Origin of the sequence: Streptomyces sp. NPDC018026, assembly GCF_044327745.1 — a bacterium.
GTDB classification, from domain to species: Bacteria; Actinomycetota; Actinomycetes; order Streptomycetales; family Streptomycetaceae; genus Streptomyces; species Streptomyces rubrogriseus.
This window is the reverse complement of record NZ_JBIRFY010000010.1, coordinates 50,626-69,610: the sequence shown is the minus strand read 5'-3', so window position 1 is coordinate 69,610 and position 18,985 is coordinate 50,626. Positions and strand designations below refer to the sequence as shown.

Genomic DNA, 18,985 nt, shown 5'->3' with positions numbered 1-18,985 from the left:
CTCTCTGGCCCGGGGACGGATCAGACGTTGACGCCGAAGTCCGCGGCGATTCCGGCGAGACCCGAGGCGTACCCCTGCCCGACCGCGCGGAACTTCCACTCGGCACCGTGCCGGTACAGCTCGCCGAAGACCATCGCGGTCTCGGTCGAGGCGTCCTCGGACAGGTCGTAGCGGGCGAGTTCCTGGTTGTTCGCCTGGTTGACGACCCGGATGAAGGCGTTGCGGACCTGGCCGAAGCTCTGGCCGCGGTTCTCCGCGTCGTGGATCGAGACGGGGAAGACGATCCGGTCCACCTCGGCCGGGACCCCGGCCAGGTTCACCTTGACCGCCTCGTCGTCGCCCTCGCCCTCACCGGTGAGGTTGTCGCCGGTGTGCTCGACCGAGCCGTCCGGGCTGGTGAGGTTGTTGTAGAAGACGAAGTGCCCGTCCGAGAGCACCTTGCCCGACGCGTCGAGGAGCAGCGCCGAGGCGTCCAGGTCGTAGTCGGTGCCGGTCGTGGTGCGCACGTCCCAGCCCAGACCCACCAGCACGGCGGTCAGGCCGGGTGCCTCCTTGCTGAGCGAGACGTTGCCGCCCTTGGCCAGGGAAACTCCCACTGCGTTCTCCTTCGTCGCGTCCGTCGTGTTCCGTGTGTGCGTGCCTGCCGCCAATCTACAACACTGTAGAAGAAAGCTTTCTATACGATGTCGCTCCGGAAGACGATCGGCGGCGGAAGGAGGCGGGCCGTGACGGATGACCGGCGTCCGCGGCGACGGGGGCAGGGTGAGCTGGAGGCGCTGGTGCTGTCCGCGCTGCGCGAGGCGGACGGGCCCGCGACGGCCGGCTGGGTGCAGGAGCGCCTCGGCGGCGACCTCGCGTACACCACGGTGATCACGATCCTGACCCGGCTCCTGGAGAAGGGCGCCGTCAGCCGGGAGCGGGCCGGCCGGTCCTTCGCCTGGACGCCCGCCGCCGACCAGGCGGGACTGGCCGCCCGGAAGATGCGCAAGGTCCTGGACGCCGAGAGTGACCGGGAGGCCGTGCTGGCCAGCTTCGTCACCGGCCTGGACCCGGACGACGAGCGGCTGCTGCGCGAACTGCTGGGGCACGCGCGTGCCGCGGAGGACGGCTGACGCCGCATGGGAGTCTTCGTCTTCCTGCCCCTGGTCCTCCCGCTGACGGCGTGGCCGATCGCCAGGCTGGCCGAGCAGCATCTGCACCCGCGCACCGCGACCAGGCTGCTCACCGCCGTCGCCGTCGTGATGGCCCTGTGCAGCACGCTGTGCCTGGCCCTGGTGATGGTGGTCGGCACCGCGCAACTGCCGGGCAACCCGCTCCCCGACGGCTGGTCGGACCCGGAGGTGCGGGCGGCGGTGCCCTACGACGAGATCGTCGGCAAGGCGGCGATCCCCGCGCTGTGCGCCGTGGTCGCGGCCTCGGTGCGGGCCCTGTGGCGGCATCGCAGGGTACGCCGTGCCGCCCACCGCGCACTGGCCGGACTGCCGGGCACCGGGGTGGCCGTGCTGCCGGACGACGTGCCCTACGCGTACGCGCTGCCCGGCGGACGCCGCGACCGCGTGGTGGTGAGCACCGCCCTGCTCGACTGCCTCGAACCGGGGGAGCGGCGCGCGCTGTTCGCCCACGAGCGCGCCCATCTCGCCGACCGGCACCACCGCTTCCTGCTCGCCGTACGGCTGGCCGCCCTGGCCAACCCGTTCCTGCGCCCGCTGCGGACCGCCGTGTCCTACACGGCGGAGCGGTGGGCGGACGAGGCGGCCGCACGGACGGTCGGCGACCGGCGGACGGTCGCGACCGCGATCGGCAAGGCGGCCCTGGTCTCCCGCGGCACACCCGTCGCCACCCTCGCCGGTCTCGCGGCGCCCGGTCCGGTGCCGCGCCGGGTGGCGGCCCTGCTCGGCCCCGCCCCCGCGGTCCGCACCTGGCCCCCGGTGTTCACCTCGGTGGGCCTGGCCGCGTGGGTCGCGGCCGCGGGCACCGCCGTCTCGGCGATGTCGTCCGCGAACGCCGCCGTCACGATGTTCCTCATCCTCCGGACCGCGACGCCCCTGTGAGGGTCCCTCACTCGATCGGGTGAGCAACCAATCCGGGGCCGGGGCGGCTCCGGATTCCCCGCGTGAGGGAAGAACCGGGACCACGCCGACAGCGAACCGGCGGCTGACTCCGGATCGGCAACCACGTCAACTCCGCATCCGCACCGCGACTCTGTCTCGACGCAGTCTTCGCGCTGCTCGTTTTGAGGGAGATTTTCCATGAACGCCCGCATTCGTCGTTCCGTCGTCGCCGTCACCGCGGCCGCCGTCCTGCCCCTGTCCCTGGCCGCGTGCTCCGACGACGGCGACAGCGGCTCCTCGGACTCGGCCCAGGCCGCCTCCTCGGCCCCCGCGGCGACCGACGACAAGTCCTCCGACACCTCCGGCGGCACGGCGGACTCCGACGAGCCGTTCGGCCCGGCCTGCTCCACGGTGCCGAAGGAGGGCGCCGGTTCCTTCGACGGCATGGCCAAGGATCCGGTCGCCACGGCCGCCTCGAACAACCCGGCCCTGTCCACGCTGGTGTCGGCGGTGAAGAAGGCCGGTCTCGTCGACACGCTCAACAACGCCGAGAACATCACCGTGTTCGCGCCCACCAACGACGCCTTCGCCAAGATTCCGAAGGCCGACCTGGACAAGGTCATGAACGACAAGGCGATGCTCACCGACATCCTGACCTACCACGTGGTCGGCCGGAAGCTGGCACCGCAGGACCTGGAGAACGGCTCCTTCGACACCCTGCAGAAGTCCAGGCTCACCACCTCGGGCTCGGACGAGTCCTACCAGGTCAACGACTCCGCCAAGGTCGTCTGCGGCAACGTGCGGACCGCCAACGCCAACGTCTACGTCATCGACTCCGTCCTGATGCCCAAGAGCTGACGTCAGGCGTCCGTCAGTCCGGCGGCGAGCGTGGCCCCCAGCTCCCAGCAGGCCTCCAGGTCGGCCTTGCCGGGTTCACCGGCCACGCTCACCGCCGGCGCCGCACGCCGCCAGCCGAGGCCGGTCGTGACCGACTCGACGGCGCGCACCGCGCCCGTGGTGTCGCTGCCCCCGTGCACGTAGTAGCCGAAGGGACGGCCGCGCGTCTCGTCCAGGCACGGGTAGTAGACCTGGTCGAAGAAGTGCTTGAGCGCACCCGACATGTACCCGAGGTTGGCCGGGGTGCCCAGCAGGTACCCGTCGGCCTCCAGCACGTCGACCGCCGTGGCCGCCAGCGCCGCCCGCCGGACCACCCGTACCCCCTCGATCTCGGGCGCGGTCGCCCCGGACACGGCGGACTCCAGCATCGCCCGGCAGTTGGGCGACGGCGTGTGATGCACGATCAGCAAAGTGGCCACACCGGCAGCCTGCCGCCCGGCACCCCCCGACCGCAAACGGACACCATGGCGCCCGGGAGGTCTGCCGCCGCCGACGACCTACTCCTCCGGTGCCCCAGTCTCCGCCAGCTCGCCGTCGGCCAGCCGCAGCCAGCGCTCGACGCCGATCTCCCGCAGGAACCGCCGGTCGTGACTGACGACCACGAAGGCTCCCCGGTAGGAGTTCAGGGCGCTCTCCAGCTGACTCACGCCGACCAGGTCCAGGTTGTTCGTCGGCTCGTCCAGGAGCAGCAGGTGCGGGGCCGGTTCCGCGCACAGTACGCAGGCCAGCGTGGCCCGCAGCCGCTCGCCGCCGGAGAGCAGGCCGACGGGCAGGTGGGCGCGGGCGCCCCGGAAGAGGAAGCGGGCGAGGAGGTTCATCCGCTCGGCCTCCGGCCGGTCAGGGGCCCAGGCGGCGAAGTTCTCGGCGACGGTGCGCCCGTCGTCCAGCAGGTCCAGCCGCTGGGAGAGGTACGCGACGCGCCCCTCGGCCCGCCTGAGCTCGCCGCCCCCCGGCGCCAGGTCGCCGTCGACCAGACGCAGCAGCGTGCTCTTGCCCGTGCCGTTGGCTCCGGTCAGCGCGATCCGCTCGGGGCCCCGGACCGTCAGGTCGACGCCCCGGTCCCCGAAGACGTCCCGGTCGCCGAGCCGGATCCGCAGCCGCTCACCGAGGAAGAGGGTGCGTCCGGCGGGCACCCGGGTCTCGGGCAGGTCCAGCGTGATGCGCTGCTCCTCGCGCAGCGACCGTTCCGCCTCGTCCAACCGTGTCTTCGCCTCGCCGACTCGATTGGCGTGGGTCTGCCCCGCCCGCCCCGCGGACTCCTGCGCCCCGCGCTTCATGTTGCCGGCGAAGATCCGGGGCAGCCCGGCGTTCTTGAGGTTGCGAGCGGCGTTGCTCGCCCGGCGGTCGGCGCGCTCGCGGGCCTGCTGCAACTCCCGCTTCTCCCGCTTCAGCTCCTGCTCGGCGTTGCGTACGTTCTTCTCGGCGACCTCCTGCTCGGCACGGACGGCCTCCTCGTACGCGGTGAAGTTGCCGCCGTGCAAGCGCAGCTCACCGCGGTCGAGCTCGGCGATGCGCTCCATGCGGTCGAGCAGTTCCCGGTCGTGGCTGACCAGCAGCAGGCAGCCGTTGTAGTCCATCAGCACGTCCTGGAGCCTGCCGCGGGCCTCCACGTCGAGGTTGTTGGTGGGCTCGTCGAGGAGGAGCACGTCGGGCCGCTTGAGCAGTTGGGCGGCGAGTCCGAGGGAGACGATCTGGCCACCGCTCAGCGTGCTCAGCCGCCGGTCCAGGGCGAGAGCGCCGAGACCGAGACGGTCGAGCTGCGCGCCGGTGCGCTCCTCGATGTCCCAGTCGTCGCCGATGGTGGCGAAGTGCTCCTCGGCCACGTCACCGGACTCCACTGCGTCGATGGCCCGGATCACGGCGTCGACGCCGAGGACCTCGGCCACGGTGAGGCCACCCGTCAGGGGCAGGGCCTGCGGCAGGTGGCCGAGGACGCCGGTAACCGTGACGGACCCGCCGGCGGGCCGCAGCTCACCGGCGATCAGCTTGAGCAGGGTGGACTTCCCGGCACCGTTGGGGGCCACCAGGCCGGTGCGGCCCACGCCCACGGTGAACGACAGATTCTGGAAGACGGGGGTGTCGTCGGGCCAGGAGAAGGACAGGTCGGAGCAGCGGACAGCGGCGTCGGACATGAGGACGACCTCGTGGCGGTGAGGGGCAGCGAACAGAGCTCTGCCCAGAAAGGCGGAACGGGAAAAGGGAACGACGAAGGGGCCACTGCGACGGCGCTCGAACACGCCCGCTGCGGCCTACCGGAACCGGGTCTCACCCGGAGATGTCGTCGTCACCCACCATGTCCGCGACTCCCTCGCTGCACGATCAACGTCCCCACCAGCCTAGCAGCCGGGCTCCAGCACCGGTCCCGGCTTGGGGGCGGTCGGGCCGGTCTTCGAGGCCGTGGGGGACGCCCAGTTGGCCCGGTTCAAGGCCGACCCCGCCCACCGGGGTCGCATCATGGACCGCGGACTGCGGAGCCGGACCCGGCACCCACCTACTTGGGCGACTTCTGCGTCTGGTGGGGCCTGTTCCTGACCGCCCGAGACGCGGGCCCCACGTCCGCCGCGCCGGTCCCCGTAGGACTCGACGAGGGGGCGGGAAGGGGGGAGGGCGGCGGCCCCCACCCCGTCAGGCCGGCATGCTCAGCAGCGCGATCGGGTCGGAGGTCGGCCGCTTCGAACCGCCGGCCGGCTCGACCGTGATGCCCACACCGGCCGCGCCGTCGACGCCGCCCTCCATCAGTACCGCCTGGCTGGTGCTGCCGGGGTCCATCAGGCCCGCCGGGCGCATCGTGCCGTGGTCGTCGAACCAGAGCTGGTACACCTTGCCCCGCGGCGGTTCGGCCATGCCCGAGGCCAGGAAGACCGCACGGTCCTGCCCGTGGGAGACGACCAGTGTCCCGCTCGCCCCGCCGGTCAGCCGCGCCGTACGGGACCGGGCGTCCGGCGCGGCCAGCACCCCGGCGAGGGTCTCGGCCCGCCGCTCGGCCCGCGCGGCCCGCTGCCCGGCGTCCTGGGCCCGCTCGTACTGCCACACCGCGGCGCCCCCGAGCCCCGCCGCGGCTGCCACGCAGGCCGCCAGCGCCCACCGGGCCAGACCCCGCCCCCGGGGCACGGCGCGGCGCGCCTTGCCCGCCGTGCCGCCGCCCGGCGGGACCTGGCGCACCGTGGTGACGCGGTGCAGCACCCGGTCCTTGAGCGCGGGGGCGGGGACGACCGTCGCGGCCAGCCCCAGCCGGGCCGTCGCGGCGGCGAACTCCCGGGTCTCCTGCTCGCAGGTGGCGCAGCCCGCCAGATGGCGCTCGAAGGCCTCCCGCTCGTCGTCGGGCAGCGCGTGCAGGGCGTAGGCGCCCGTCAGGCTGTGCAGGTCCTCGGTGCGCATCACGCGCTCACCCCCAGGCAGTCGCGGAGCCGGATGAGACCGTCGCGCAGCCGCGTCTTGACCGTGCCGAGCGGCAGCGCGAGGGACTCGGCCACCTGCCGGTAGGTCAGGCCGCGGTAGTAGGCGAGGGTCACGGACTGGCGCTGGATGTCGGTCAGGGTGCGCAGACAGCGCCGCACCTGCTCGCGCTCCAGGCGGGTCTCCACCTGTTCGGTGACCTCGTCGTACTCGGGTGTCCGGTCGAGCAGTGCCGCCTTGTGGTCGCGGGCCGCGGCGGCCTCCACCGACCGCACCCGGTCGACGGCCCGCCGGTGGGCCAGGGTCAGCACCCAGTTGATCACCGTGCCGCGCTCCGGACGGTAGCGGGGCGCCGTGCGCCACACCTCCACCAGCACCTCCTGCGCGACCTCCTCCGACTGCGCCCGGTCGCGCAGCACCGCCCGGACGACCCCGAGCACGGACCCCGCCACCGCGTCGTACACGGCGGCGAAGGAGTCCTGATCGCCGAGGGCCACCTCCCGGATCAGCTGCTGCAGATCGGGCTGGGACGATGGATTTCTGCCGATGTGTACGGCTTCCTTCACGACGGTTGCTCCAAGGGAATGCGCGACGGGCGGGGGATGTCCCCGCGTAATCCGGGGCCGCGCGGCCCGCGGATTGGTCGCGGGCCGCGCGAAGCCGCGGTGACCTCGTCCGCCGCACACCCTGCCACGGGCGGCATGGGTATACTGACCGCGTTCGCGTTCGATCGGGCTCCTGAGGAGCGGGAAGACAGGGAGGTGAGGTTGATGACCGTGCTCGACGCCGTCCTTCGCGATGCCCGGACGTCCCTCGTGGTCTCCCTCGCGTCCCGAGCGGCGGCCTGACCCCGCCTCACACGAACGCAACTCCAGAAACGGATTCTCATTCCGCCATGTCCTCTTCCAGTTCTACTTCCCGTTCTTCCTGGAACACCCGCGCCGAGACCGGCGCCGACGTCCCCGTCATCCGTGACATCGTCCGGGCCGCCTTCCCCACGCCGGAGGAAGCCGTCCTCGTCGACGCGCTGCGCGCCGACGCCGGGGCGTGGATCGAGGGGCTGTCCCTCGTCGCGGTGGACGACACCGACCGGCCCGTGGGGCACGCCCTGCTGACCCGCTGCCACATCGGGGACAGTCCGGCACTGTGCCTGGCGCCCGTCGCGGTCCGGCCCGAGCGCCAGAACAGCGGCGCCGGCGCGGCCGCGGTCCGGGCCGCGCTCGCGGCTGCCGAGCGCCTCGGCGAGCACCACGTCGTCGTCCTCGGGCACCCGGAGTACTACCCCCGCTTCGGCTTCGGCAGGGCCTCCGCCCACGGCATCGGGCTGAGCATCGACGTCCCGGACGAGGCCCTGATGGCCCTCACCCTGGACGCCGCCCACCCGCTGCCCGCCGGTACCGTCCGGTACGCGGCACCGTACGGCATCTGATCCGACACGCCGGGTGGCGGTGGGAGCTTCTCCCGCCGCCACCCGGCATTTTTCTCCGAGCAACCCCTTGACCCGACGGCCGCGGTCCTTCACATTGCTTGTTAATGCGCATTAGGTAATGCGCATTAACAGCTTGGTGCGACGGAGAGGAGCGGTGGTGGCGAAGGAAGCCGCAGGGCGGGCGAGGCCGGGGAGGGCCCCCGCGCCGGCCGGCCGGCGGGCCCGGCCGAGGCAGGCGGAGGTGGCCAGGCTGGCCGGCGTCTCGCAGGCGACGGTGTCCCTGGTGCTGTCCGGGCGCGACCTCGCGACGGGCCGGCCGATCTCGGCGGAGACCCGCGCCAAGGTCCTGGACGCCGCCCACAGCCTCGGCTACGTCCCCGACCCGGCCGCCAGCCGGCTCGCCGCCGCCCGCAACAACCTGCTCGGCGTCTTCAGCTTCACCGCGACGTTCCCGACCGACGTCCGGCACTCGTACTACCCGTTCCTCGTCGGCGTGGAGCAGGAAGCCGCGGCGCAGGGCTACGACCTGGTGCTGTTCACCGGGTCGAGCACCGGGGGAGCGGGCGCCGGCGGTGCGGGCGCCCTCAACCGCGTACGGCTGGCGGACGGCTGCCTCTTCCTGGGCCGCCACGCCCCCGCGGACGAGCTGCGCCGACTGGTCGCCGACGACTTCCCCGTCGTCCACGTCGGCCGGCGCGACGAGCCCGAGGGCCTCGCCTGGGTGGGCGCCGACTACGTCAGCGCCAGCCGCGAGGTCGTCACCGCGCTCGCCGGGCTCGGTCACCGGCGCGTCCTCCTCGTCCGCGAGGACGACGACGCGCCCGCCTCCACCGACCGTGAACGCGGCTTCCTGGACGGGCTCGCGGCGAGTGGCCTGCCCGCCGGACCCGACGCCGTCTTCCGCTCCGGCGACCCGCGCGGCGACCTCACCGCCGACCGGGTCCGCGCCTGGGTGGCCGACGGCATCACCGCCTTCGTCGCCGAGGAGACCGACACCGGCGCCGCCTGGCGGGCGCTGCGCGCCGCCGTCGACGCGGCCGGTCTGGACTGCCCCGGCCAGGTGTCCCTCGCCCTGCTCGGCAGCCCGCCCGCCGACCTCGCCGACGGACCGGCGCCGATGGGCTTCGACATCCCGCGCCCGGCGCTCGGCGCGGAGGCCGTACGGCTGCTCGCCGTCCGCATCGCGGGCGGTCCCGCCGAGGGCACCCTCGTCGCCTGCGCCTTCAGAGCGGGCACGACCGCCGGCCCACCGGCCGTCCCCTGAACCCATCCACCCACCCACGGAACCGACCGCACCACCCAAGGAGCAGCAGCGTGATACCGGAACCCGACATCCTCGTCGTCGGCGGCGGCCTCGGCGGCGTCGCCGCGGCCCTCGCAGCCTGCCGGGCCGGCCGCAGTGTCGTCCTGACCGAGGAGACGGACTGGATCGGCGGCCAGCTCACCAGCCAGGCCGTACCACCCGACGAACACCCCTGGGTCGAACAGTTCGGCACCACCGCCACCTACCGGCGACTGCGCGAGGGCATCCGGCAGTACTACCGCCAGTGGTACCCCCTGCGCGCCGAGGCGGCCGCCCTCACCGACCTCAACCCCGGCGCCGGCCGGGTCAGCAAGCTCTGCCACGAGCCGCGCGTCGCGCTCGCCGTGCTGGAGGGCATGCTCGCCCCGCACCGGTCGGCCGGACGGCTCACCGTCCTCACCGAGCACCGGCCGGTGGCCGCCGAGACGGACAACGATGTCGTACGCGCCGTCACCCTGGAGGACCTCCGCGACGGCACCCGCCGCACCGTCCCCGCCCGCTACGTCCTGGACGCCACCGAGACCGGCGAACTGCTCCACCTCGCCGGCGTCGAGCACGTCAACGGCGCGGAGTCCCGGGCCGAGTTCGACGAACCGCACGCCCCCGACCAGGCCCAGCCGGGCAACCAGCAGGGCATCACCGTCTGCTTCGCCCTCTCCCACCACGAGGGCGAGGACCACACCATCGACCGCCCCGCCGACTACGGCTTCTGGCGCGACTACAAGCCCGACTTCTGGCCGGGACCGCTGCTCGGCTTCGAGGCCCCCGACCCGCGCACCCTGGAACCGGTGCCGCGCACCTTCGTACCCAACCCCGAGCTGGACCCGCTCGCCGTCAGCGCCGACCAGAGCGCCGACGCGGGCGACAAGGAACTGTGGGGCTTCCGCCGCATCCTCGCCCGCAAGCTGCACACCGAGGGCGCCTTCGACTCCGACATCACCCTCGTCAACTGGCCGCTGAACGACTACTGGCTCAAGCCCTACATCGGCCAGGAGGCGGAAGCACTGCGCGAGGCACGGCAGTTGTCCCTGTCGGTGCTGTACTGGCTGCAGACCGAGGCGCCCCGCACCGACGGCGGCACCGGCTTCCCCGGACTGCGCCCGCGCCCCGACGTGACGGGCACCGCCGACGGCCTCGCCAAGGCGGCCTACGTCCGCGAGTCCCGCCGGATCAAGGCCGTCACCACCGTCACCGAGCACGATGTCTCCATCGACCTGCTGGGGCCCTACGGCCGCACCCGCCACCGCGACTCCGTGGGCGTCGGCAACTACCGCATCGACCTGCACCCCTCCACCGGCGGCGACGGCTACGTCGACATCGGCTCCGTCCCCTTCGAGATACCGCTCGGCGCGCTCGTCCCGCGCCGGGTGCGCAACCTGCTGCCGGCCGGCAAGAACCTCGGCACCACCCACATCACCAACGGCTGCTACCGCCTGCACCCGGTGGAGTGGAACGTCGGCGAGGTCGCCGGAGCCCTCGCCGCCCACTGCCTCGCCGAGGACGTCGAGCCGCACCAGGTGCAGGCCGAGGACAAGAGGTTCGAGGAGTTCGCCGGGGTGCTCGACCGCGACGGCGTACAGCGCCACTGGCCCGACATCAGGGGCTACTGAACGACCCCGCGCGGCACGGGAGTCGGGCGGGGCAGCACCACCTGCCCCGCCCGGTGACCGCCCACGCGTGGACCGACCCAGCACAAGGAGGTGCCCGGACATGACCACCCACCGCATCCGCGTCGGCATCGACGTGGGCGGAACCTTCACCGACGCCGTGGCGGTCGACGCCACGACGCTCCGGCTCGTGGGCCAGGTGAAGGTCCCCACGAGCCACCATCACGAGGACGGTGTCGCGCACGGCATCGTCGAGGCGCTCGACCGGCTGCTGACGCAGACCGGACACGCACCCGCCGACGTGGCCTTCCTGGCACACGGCACGACCCAGGCTACCAACGCGCTGCTGGAGGGCGACGTCGCCACCGTCGGCCTGCTCGGCATCGGCACCGGCGGCGGAACCTACTTCACCCGCAGACTCGCCACCCTCGCCAAGCTCGAACTCACCCCCGGCAAACGGCTCCCGCTGCACTACGCGCACGTCCCCGACCCCGAGGACGCCCCCGCCGTACGGGCCGCCGTCGAACAGCTCACGGCCGCGGGCGCCCAGGCGCTGGTCGCCAGCGAGCCCTTCGGCGTCGACCGGCCCGAGGGCGAGGAGGCGGTCGCCGAGGCCGCCCGCGCCACCGGGCTGCCGACCACCGCCGCGCACGAGATCACCTCCCTGTACGGGCTGCGCAAGCGCACCCGCACCGCAGTCGTCAACGCGGCGATCCTGCCGCGCATGCTGGCCACCGCCGACCTCGTCGACGCCTCCATCACCAAGGCGGGCGTCACCGCGCCGCTGATGGTGATGCGCTGCGACGGGGGAGTGATGTCCCTGGACGAGATGCGGCGCAGGCCCCTGCTGACCGTGCTGTCCGGACCGGCCGCCGGGGTCGCCGGCGCGCTCATGCAGGAGCGCGTCAGCGAGGGCGTGTTCCTGGAGACCGGCGGCACCTCGACCGACATCAGCGTCGTCAAGCGCGGCAAGGTCGCGGTACGGCACGCCGTGCTGCTCGGCCAGACCTCCTACCTCAACGCCCTGGACGTGCGCACCGTCGGCGTCGGCGGCGGCTCCATGGTGCGGGTCTCCGGCGGCCGGGTCACCGGCACCGGACCACGCAGCGCGCACATCGCCGGGCTGCCGTACGCCTGTTACGCCGACCCGGCCGACCTGCGGGACGCGAAGCTGACCACCGTCAGCCCGCTGCCCGGCGACCCCGCCGACTACGCCGTCCTGGACGCGGCCGGCGGCCGGTTCGCGCTCACCATGACCTGCGCCGCCAACGCGCTCGGCCGGGTCCCCGAGGGCGACTTCGCCCACGCCGACCCGGACACCGCCCGCGCCGCGCTGGCCCCGCTCGCCGCCGCCCTCGGCACCGACGTGGACACCGCCGCGGCCCAGCTCCTGGACGCGGGCACCGACCAGGTGAAGTCCGTCGTGGACGACCTCGTACGCGAGTACCGCCTCGACACCGACACCGCCGTCCTGGTCGGCGGGGGCGGCGGCGCGGCCTCCGTCACCCCGCACCTGGCCGCCCGCACCGACATGACCGGCCGCATCGCACAGCACAGCGAGGTCATCAGCCCCATCGGCGTCGCCCTCGCCCTGGTCCGCGAACAGGTCGAGCGGATCGTGCCCGGCGCCACCCAGGAGCAGATCCTCGCCGTGCGCGCCGAGGCCGAGCGCGCCGTGGTCGAGCAGGGCGCCGCCGCCGACGGCGTCGAGGTCGAGGTCACCGTCGACCCGCAGACCAACGTCGTACGCGCCATCGCCACCGGCGCCACCGAACTGCGCACCCAGGACCGGGCCCACCGCGCCGACGACACGGAGCGTCTGCGGCTGGCCGCCGCCAGCCTGAAGACCGACCCGTCGAAGGTGCACGTCCTCGCGGGCACCCCCGCCCACACCGTGTACGGCACCGAGGTCCACCGCCGCTTCCGGCCCGTCCGCCACCCGGTGCGGGTGGTCGACGCCGACGGGGTGGTCCGCCACCACGCGCCGGACGCCCGGGTCGAGGCGACCACCGTCGCCGCCGCCCCCGAGGTGCTCGCCAAGCTGGTCACCGAGAACACCTCCTACGGCGACGGAGGCGTGCGCGCCCCCGCCGTACGGCTGCTGCTCGGCTCCCGCATCGCCGACCTCTCCGGCGTCCTGGACCCGCAGCCGCTGCTCGCCCTCGCCCGCAGCGAACTGCGTTCCCGCGCCGCCGACGAACCGGTGGTCGCCGTACTGGAGGTGCGCGAATGACCGTCAAGAACGCCCCCGCGCGGGCGGACCTCGCCGCCACCGACGACATCGGGTGGGCGGTGCGGCTGCTGGCCGCCACCCCGACCCACGAGCACCGCGACCCGGAGCTGCTGCGCCGGTGGGCGCGGGCGGCCGACGCGTTCGGCTCCGGCCTCGCGCCCGTCGAGTGCCGGGCACGGATCGTCGAGCGCGACGGCGGACTGGAACTCGGGCTGCTCGCCCGGTACACCTCCAGACCGCCCACCGTCGAGCTGTACACCGACACCATCGACCTCGCCGAACGGGTCGTCGACGCCCGTGGCTGGCGGGACTGGTACCCGCCCGGCTCCGTGCGGGCGGCCGCCCTCGCCCACGAGGCGGTGCACGTCCACCTCCACCACGGGCCCGCGAAGGCCGCGCTGAAGAGCGCCCTCGGCCACAGCGCCCTGCGCCTGGGCCGGCTGCGGGTACCCGGCCACGTCGCCGGCGCGGAGGAGGTGGCCGCGCACGCCTACGCCCGTACCGTCTGCGGTCTCGGCCGCAGCCCCCTGCTGCTGACCGCCGCCCTGGCCGCCGAGACCGAGGGCACGGCCACCCCACCACCCGCACGTGACGGAAGAAGAGAGAACTGACCCATGGGTGTCGTCATCCTCCTCGTCATGGCGGCCGGCGTCGCCGCGATGCTCACCCGCAAGCTGCCCACCGCCTTCGCGCTGGTGCTGCTGGCGGTGGTCATCGCCTTCCTCTCCGGTGCGCCCCTGACGGGCAAGAACAGCGTCCTGGACACGGTGCTCCAGGAGGGCGCCCCGGCGCTCGCGGCGACGATGGTCGCCATCATCCTCGGCTCCTGGCTCGGCAAGCTGCTCGACGAGACCGGCATCGCCGGCACCCTCGTCCGCAAGATCGTCGAGTTCGGCGGCGACCGGCCCACCGTCGTCGCCCTCGGCGTCCTCGCCGTCTCGGCGCTCGTCGGCACCGTCACCGGCTCCGCGCCGGCCGCGATGCTGGCCGGCATCATCGGCATCCCCGCGATGGTCGCGGTCGGTGTGCCCAAGGTGACCGCCGCGGGCACGGTGCTGATGGGCATCGCGGTCGGCGTCCCCTTCGAGCTGCCCGTCTGGCAGTTCTTCTCCACCGCCCTGGACCTGCCGGTCGACACCGTCCGCGGGTTCATGGTGAAGCTGTTCCCGTTCGCCCTGGTCGCCGCCGTCGCCTACGTCGTCATCGAGAACCGGCGGCGCGGCACCGAGCACGCCTGGTCCCTCAAGTCGGTCGCCGCCCGCCCGCCCTCGCGCCGCGAACGGCTCGGGGACGCGCCCTGGTACGCGCTGCTCGCCCCCGTGATCCCGCTGGTCCTGGCCCTCGGCCTGGAAGTGGCCATCATCCCCTCGATGCTGGCCGGTGTGCTCTACGCGCTGGTCACCACCACCCGGCCCGGCGAGATGAACAAGCGGCTGCTGCGCACCCTGTACGGCGGCTTCGAGGTGGCCGCGCCGCCGCTCGCCCTGTTCGTGGCGATCGGCATCCTGCTCGCGGCCGTCAAACTCCCCGGCGCGGTGGACGCGCTGGAGCCGCTGATGAAGGCGGTCAGCCCGCAGAACCCGGTGCTGTTCGTCGTCGTCTTCACCGTGCTGGTGCCGCTGTGCCTGTACCGCGGCCCGCTCAACGTGTTCGGCCTCGGCGCGGGCATCGCGGGCGTCCTCATCGCCACCGGCATCTACCCGGCCGTCGCCGTCCTCGGCATGGCCACCTCGTACAACCAGGTCTTCGGCGTCGCCGACCCCACCAGCACGCAGACCGTGTGGGCCGCGCAGTACGCGGGCGTCAGCCCGCAGCAGGTCATGGTCCGCACCCTGCCCTACGTGTGGCTGGTCGCCCTCGGCGGCATGTGCGTCACCGCCGCCCTGTACCTGTGACACCTCCGTACGTGTGACATCCCCTCACCCAGGAGACGACATGCACGAGCCGCACCTCGACCGCCGTCTGTTCCTGAAGGGCACGGCCGCCACCGGCGCTGCCCTCGCGCTGGGCGCCACCGCCGTGCCCACCGCCTCCGCCGCACCCGGCGGCTTCCCCGACTACACCTACGTCCGCACCCTGCTGACGCCGTCCAAGCTGGCCTACAACCCGACCGGCGAGATCATCTTCCCGACCGTCCGGGGCGTCTACGACCGGCTGCCCGCGAGCGGCCGGCTGGGCCGCTACTACCTCTACTACGCTCCGCACGACGCCCCCGGCGGCATCTGCTTGGCCTACGGGGACTCGCTGGAGGGGCCCTTCACGGAGTACCCGCACAACCCGATCGTCTCCAACAAGTGGTCGCCGCACTACTCCGTCAGCCACGTCTCCTCGCCGCACGTGATGTGGCACGCCGGGCGGAAGGAGATGTGGCTGTACTTCCACGGCGAGAACACCACGACCAGGCTCGCCCGCTCCACCGACGGCATCCACTTCACCTACGACAAGACCGTGCTGACCACCTCGATGCTGCCGTCCGGCACCACCGAGACCTCCTACGCGCGGGTCTTCCCGCACGAACTGCCCGCGCACGGCGCGCACTACGTCATGGTCTTCATGGTCAACAACACCACCAACCACCGTGACATCGGCTGGGGCCGGTCCGCCGACGGCCGCACCTGGACGTTCTCCCAGGAGCCCCTCGTACGCCACGGCGACGTCGGCGCGGTCAACATCGGCGGCCCGCACCTGCTGCACCGGAACAACAGCACGTACGTCGTCTACAACAAGGACAAGGAGAGCGGCGGCGACCTGATGATCACCGAGGTCGGCAACGACTTCTCGCTCCGCAGGCACCTCGGCGTCTTCTACGACTCCCGGGGCGCCGCCCCGGAGAACGGCCGTGCGGCCTCCCCGTCCTTCGGCACCGACCACGGCGTCCCGTACATGATCTACGAGGCGGGGGAGCGGCTGGCCGGTTCGATCGCGATGGCCCGCGGCTGACCCCTGGCCGCCGCGCCCACGGCAGCGGGGCCGCCCGTCCGGATCGGACGGGCGGCCCCGCTGTCTTCGCGTCGGGTGCCTCAGGCGACCGGCGCCGGGTCCTTGTCGGTCGGCGCGGCGGGGCCCTCGCCGGACTCCTCGGCCAGGCGCTCCATGCCGCTGGTGGTCTTCAGCGGCTTCTCCTTGATGAACACGACGGCGACCAGCGCGAGCACCGCGAACGGCGTGGCGACGAGGAACAGGTCGGCCGTGGCGACGGCGTAGGCGTGCTCGATGATCGTCCGCATCGGGCCGGGCAGCGTGGACATGTCCGGGACGCTGCCCTCGCCGGAGCCACCGCCACCGGGGGCCGTGACACCGGCGTTGGCGAGTCCCTTGGCCGTCTCGTCGGCGACCCGGTTGGCGAGGATCGCGCCGAGGACGCTGACGCCGATGGTGCCGCCCATGCTGCGGAAGAACGACAGCACCGAGGTCGCCGCGCCCAGGTCGGCGGCGGGCACGTCGTTCTGGGCGGCCAGCACCAGGTTCTGCATCAGCATGCCGACGCCGACACCCAGGATCGCCATGTAGAGGCTGAGCAGGCCGAAGCTGGTCCTCGCGTCGATCGTGGCCAGCAGCGCCAGGCCGACGGCCATGATCACCGCGCCCGCCACCAGGTACCGCTTCCACTTGCCGGTCCGGCTGATCACCTGTCCGGCGACGGTGGAGGACACCAGCAGGCCGAGGATCATCGGCAGGCTCATCAGGCCCGCGACGGTCGGCGACTTGCCCAGGGAGATCTGGAAGTACTGGGAGAGGAAGACGGTCCCGCCGAACATGGCGACACCGACCAGGAGGCTGGCGACGGTGGTCAGGGTGACCGTGCGGTTCTTGAAGATGCCGAGCGGGATGACCGGCTCGGCGGTGCGGGCCTCGACGAACACCGCCGCGACCAGCAGCAGCACGCCGCCGCCCGTGAGGACACCGGTCTGCCAGGACGCCCAGTCGAACTCGTTGCCGGCCAGCGACACCCAGATGAGCAGGGCGCAGACACCGGCGACGATCAGGAAGGCGCCGAGCCAGTCGATGCGCACCTCGCGCTTGACCGTGGGCAGGCGCAGGGTGCGCTGGAGCAGGGCGATGGCGAGCAGCGCGAACGGCACGCCGATGAAGAAGCACCAGCGCCAGCCCAGCCACGAGGTGTCCACCAGGACACCGCCGACCAGCGGTCCGGCCACGGTGCCCACGGCGAAGACGGCGCCGAAGATGCCGGCGTACTTGCCCAGCTGACGGGGCGGGATGACGGAGGCCATCACGACCTGCGCGAGCGCGGTCAGACCGCCCGCGCCGATGCCCTGCACGACCCGGCTGAAGATCAGCAGCCCGACCCCGTGCGAGAAACCGGCCAGCAGCGAGCCGACCACGAACATGCTCAGCGACAGCTGGAGCAGCAGCTTCTTGTTGAAGAGGTCGGACAGCTTGCCCCACAGGGGCACCGTCGCGGTCATCGCGAGCAGCTCGGAGGTGACGACCCACGTGTACGACGACTGGCTGGCGCCCAGGTCAGCGATGATCGTGGGCAGCGCGTTGGCCACGACGGTGCCGGCCAGGATCGCGACGAACATGCCGGCCATCAGGCCCGACATGGCCTGGAGTATCTGCCGGTGGGTCATCGAGGTGGGAGGCGCGTCGGCGGGCGCCTGGGTAGCGGTCACGGCATCTCTTTCGTGTGTGGTGGGTCCTGAGGGGTCGCGAGCCCGGCGCGGAGGCTACGCGGAGGGTGCCGGGAGACCGGCGGCGAGGAGGGTGAACACCTCGTGGAAGACGTCGAGGAAGGCGGCTTCCTCCTGGTGGGCGGACCAGTGGTCCATGCTGGTGCGCACCGCGGCGCCCGCCACCGCGGCCAGCAGTCGCGGGTAGAGCCCCGGCCCGTCCCCGCCGTTGCCGCCGGGCCCACCGATGCCGCCGTCCCCGCGCAGGCGCAGGGCGATGGCGTCGGCCAGGTCCGCCTCGGCCGCCATGTGGGCCCCGACGCCGCGCGCCAGGAGGTGCGGTGAGGCGTGCAGGACCTCGGCGTGCAGCCGCCACAGCTCGTGCTGCTGTTCCGCCTCGGCCAGCTCCGCCGCCATGGCCTCGCGCAGGGCTGCCAGCGGGGAGAGTTCGGCCGGTGCTTCCAGGACGGCGCGCCGCATGCGGGCGCCCGCGTCCGCGTCGATGACCACGAAGGCCTCGTCGCGGCTGTCGAAGTAGTTGAAGAAGGTGCGCACGGACACCCCGGCCGCGGCGCTGATCGCCTCGACGGTGACCTTCTCCGCCCCGTGTTCGGCGGCGAGACGCACCGCGGCCTCGGCCAGAGCGGCACGTGTGGCCCGCTTCTTCCGCTCCCGCAGACCGCCCCCCGCGGCACCCTTCTCCGACATAAGTTGCATGGTATGCAAAGATGCACGACATGCAAAATGGCGGGCGCCGACCCCGGAAGGGATCGGCGCCCGCCGTCGTCGGTGCGGCTCAGGCGGCCAGTCGGGCCAGCGTCTCCTCGAAGGAGGCGACCTCCCCGGTGGGCCGGTTATGGGGCAGCCGGGCCAGTGCCGCGGCCATGCCGCAGGTGTTGGTCACCCCGGAGAAGACCAGTCCCGCGCCTATCGCGCCGGACAGCCAGTGCGCGGGCCGCCAGAAGCGCCCGGCCACGAAACCGGCGGCGACGAGCGACCCGGCCGCGAGGCGCACCTGCCGGTCCATGGGCCACGGCGTACGCGCCCCGGCCGGACGCTCGACGGGATGACCGGCCGCCGCCCAGGCGCTCGTGCCGCCCTCGAGCGTGGCCGCCGCGACGTCGCGCGCCGCGAGCCGCTCGCAGCCCTTGGCGGACCGGTTCCCGGAGGCGCACACGAGCAGCAGCGGCCCGCGCGCGGCGGCCGCCGCCAGGGTGTCGGCGGCCTCGTCGAGGCGCTCCAGCGGAACGTTGTGGGCGCCGGGCAGATGGCCGCCGGAGTACTCGCCGGGGGAGCGGACGTCGACGACGGTGAACTCGGCCAGGCGGGCCGCCGCCTGCCCGGTGGTCAGGGCGGTGGCGGTTGCTGCGGAGGTGATCACGGAGCGAAACCTTTCTCGTTGTTCGTCCCCCCGCGCGGTAGGATACCCGCGGGGGTA

General features: G+C 73.2%; 18 protein-coding genes and 1 pseudogene. 11 read left to right on the top strand and 8 right to left on the bottom strand.

Annotation, left to right across the window (positions count from 1 at the left end):
• Positions 1–20: 20 nt before the first annotated feature.
• Positions 21–596, bottom strand: a complete 576-nt coding sequence (locus ACH4D3_RS27845; RefSeq protein WP_030189815.1) for a TerD family protein — start codon at positions 594–596, stop codon at positions 21–23.
• Positions 597–683: 87 nt separating this feature from the next.
• On the opposite strand from ACH4D3_RS27845, the gene ACH4D3_RS27840 reads away from it, so the two are divergent.
• The 3 genes from ACH4D3_RS27840 to ACH4D3_RS27830 all read left to right on the top strand — a co-directional run bounded on the left by ACH4D3_RS27840 (position 684) and on the right by ACH4D3_RS27830 (position 2,909).
• A complete protein-coding gene (locus ACH4D3_RS27840; protein ID WP_398327270.1) occupies positions 684–1,112 on the top strand; it encodes a BlaI/MecI/CopY family transcriptional regulator in 429 nt (142 codons plus the stop codon).
• 6 nt (positions 1,113–1,118) lie between these two features.
• Positions 1,119–2,051: a M56 family metallopeptidase gene (locus ACH4D3_RS27835; RefSeq protein WP_398327267.1), complete on the top strand. Its 933-nt coding sequence runs from the start codon at positions 1,119–1,121 to the stop codon at positions 2,049–2,051.
• Between the two features lie 198 nt (positions 2,052–2,249).
• Entirely contained in the window at positions 2,250–2,909 is a 660-nt protein-coding gene (locus ACH4D3_RS27830; protein ID WP_398327264.1) for a fasciclin domain-containing protein, read from the top strand.
• A gap of 2 nt (positions 2,910–2,911) precedes the next feature.
• On the opposite strand, the gene ACH4D3_RS27825 is transcribed toward ACH4D3_RS27830, so the two are convergent.
• Positions 2,912–3,367 (bottom strand): flavodoxin family protein, encoded by a 456-nt coding sequence (locus ACH4D3_RS27825; protein ID WP_398327261.1) that lies wholly within the window; start codon positions 3,365–3,367, stop codon positions 2,912–2,914.
• Between the two features lie 78 nt (positions 3,368–3,445).
• Positions 3,446–5,080: an ABC-F family ATP-binding cassette domain-containing protein gene (locus tag ACH4D3_RS27820; RefSeq protein WP_398327258.1), complete on the bottom strand. Its 1,635-nt coding sequence runs from the start codon at positions 5,078–5,080 to the stop codon at positions 3,446–3,448.
• A gap of 226 nt (positions 5,081–5,306) precedes the next feature.
• On the opposite strand from ACH4D3_RS27820, the pseudogene ACH4D3_RS27815 reads away from it, so the two are divergent.
• Positions 5,307–5,518, top strand: a pseudogene (locus ACH4D3_RS27815) (DUF1295 domain-containing protein); the annotation flags it as partial.
• A 55-nt stretch (positions 5,519–5,573) separates the two neighbouring features.
• Here ACH4D3_RS27815 and ACH4D3_RS27810 read toward each other — a convergent pair.
• Both ACH4D3_RS27810 and ACH4D3_RS27805 read right to left on the bottom strand, forming a co-directional pair.
• Positions 5,574–6,326, bottom strand: a complete 753-nt coding sequence (locus ACH4D3_RS27810) for an anti-sigma factor domain-containing protein (RefSeq protein ID WP_398327254.1) — start codon at positions 6,324–6,326, stop codon at positions 5,574–5,576.
• Positions 6,326–6,910: a sigma-70 family RNA polymerase sigma factor gene (locus ACH4D3_RS27805; protein ID WP_398327251.1), complete on the bottom strand. Its 585-nt coding sequence runs from the start codon at positions 6,908–6,910 to the stop codon at positions 6,326–6,328. Before ACH4D3_RS27805 ends, ACH4D3_RS27810 begins: the two co-directional genes overlap by 1 nt.
• 329 nt (positions 6,911–7,239) lie before the next feature.
• On the opposite strand from ACH4D3_RS27805, the gene ACH4D3_RS27800 reads away from it, so the two are divergent.
• The 7 genes from ACH4D3_RS27800 to ACH4D3_RS27770 all read left to right on the top strand — a co-directional run bounded on the left by ACH4D3_RS27800 (position 7,240) and on the right by ACH4D3_RS27770 (position 15,856).
• The gene (locus ACH4D3_RS27800; RefSeq protein ID WP_398327248.1) at positions 7,240–7,773 is read left to right on the top strand and encodes a GNAT family N-acetyltransferase; all 534 of its coding nucleotides are present in this window, start codon (positions 7,240–7,242) and stop codon (positions 7,771–7,773) included.
• A 118-nt stretch (positions 7,774–7,891) separates the two neighbouring features.
• Positions 7,892–9,037 (top strand): LacI family DNA-binding transcriptional regulator, encoded by a 1,146-nt coding sequence (locus tag ACH4D3_RS27795; RefSeq protein ID WP_398327245.1) that lies wholly within the window; start codon positions 7,892–7,894, stop codon positions 9,035–9,037.
• Positions 9,038–9,087: 50 nt separating this feature from the next.
• Positions 9,088–10,686, top strand: coding sequence for an FAD-dependent oxidoreductase (locus ACH4D3_RS27790; protein WP_398327242.1), 1,599 nt, complete (start codon positions 9,088–9,090; stop codon positions 10,684–10,686).
• Positions 10,687–10,786: 100 nt separating this feature from the next.
• Positions 10,787–12,916, top strand: a complete 2,130-nt coding sequence (locus ACH4D3_RS27785; protein ID WP_398327239.1) for a hydantoinase/oxoprolinase family protein — start codon at positions 10,787–10,789, stop codon at positions 12,914–12,916.
• On the top strand, positions 12,913–13,527 hold the full coding sequence (locus ACH4D3_RS27780; RefSeq protein WP_398327236.1) for a hypothetical protein: 615 nt from the start codon (positions 12,913–12,915) through the stop codon (positions 13,525–13,527). The genes ACH4D3_RS27785 and ACH4D3_RS27780 overlap by 4 nt, the downstream gene beginning before the upstream one ends.
• A gap of 3 nt (positions 13,528–13,530) precedes the next feature.
• The gene (locus ACH4D3_RS27775) at positions 13,531–14,811 is read left to right on the top strand and encodes a TRAP transporter large permease subunit (protein ID WP_398327233.1); all 1,281 of its coding nucleotides are present in this window, start codon (positions 13,531–13,533) and stop codon (positions 14,809–14,811) included.
• A gap of 40 nt (positions 14,812–14,851) precedes the next feature.
• The gene (locus tag ACH4D3_RS27770) at positions 14,852–15,856 is read left to right on the top strand and encodes a twin-arginine translocation signal domain-containing protein (RefSeq protein WP_398327230.1); all 1,005 of its coding nucleotides are present in this window, start codon (positions 14,852–14,854) and stop codon (positions 15,854–15,856) included.
• 80 nt (positions 15,857–15,936) lie between these two features.
• On the opposite strand, the gene ACH4D3_RS27765 is transcribed toward ACH4D3_RS27770, so the two are convergent.
• The 3 genes from ACH4D3_RS27765 to ACH4D3_RS27755 form a co-directional block, all read right to left on the bottom strand.
• Entirely contained in the window at positions 15,937–17,508 is a 1,572-nt protein-coding gene (locus ACH4D3_RS27765) for an MDR family MFS transporter (RefSeq protein ID WP_398327830.1), read from the bottom strand.
• Positions 17,509–17,604: 96 nt separating this feature from the next.
• Entirely contained in the window at positions 17,605–18,264 is a 660-nt protein-coding gene (locus ACH4D3_RS27760) for a TetR/AcrR family transcriptional regulator (RefSeq protein WP_398327228.1), read from the bottom strand.
• 79 nt (positions 18,265–18,343) lie between these two features.
• Positions 18,344–18,928, bottom strand: coding sequence for a rhodanese-like domain-containing protein (locus ACH4D3_RS27755; protein WP_398327225.1), 585 nt, complete (start codon positions 18,926–18,928; stop codon positions 18,344–18,346).
• Positions 18,929–18,985: the final 57 nt, after the last annotated feature.